Origin of the sequence: Algoriphagus sp. PAP.12, from assembly GCF_026652115.1 — a bacterium.
In the GTDB taxonomy this organism is placed as follows: Bacteria; Bacteroidota; Bacteroidia; order Cytophagales; family Cyclobacteriaceae; genus Algoriphagus.
In genome coordinates, this window is record NZ_JAPPSQ010000099.1 from 1 (window position 1) to 217 (window position 217).

At 48.8% G+C, this 217-nt stretch carries 1 protein-coding gene; it reads right to left on the reverse strand.

Features of this window, described 5'->3' with window-relative positions:
- Positions 1-217 (reverse strand): MBG domain-containing protein (locus O0V13_RS21635; RefSeq protein WP_268037091.1); only part of this gene is annotated, 217 nt, incomplete at both ends.

Genomic DNA, 217 nt, shown 5'->3' on the forward strand with positions numbered 1-217 from the left:
GTTGTTTGTATAAGCTACCGATGTTCCAGATGGAAGCGTTCCTGTGATGGCTAGGCTCTTCTCAGTACCGTCAAACACGAATATTCCGTCTGCAAAGGTGATTCCCGTGATTGTGGCTTTGGTGATCGTGAAGCTGGCTCCGGTATAATTGATCGCATAGTTCATACCCGCATCCAGGCTTCCCAAGTTGATCGCGTAGCTTCCCACATTCTCTCCA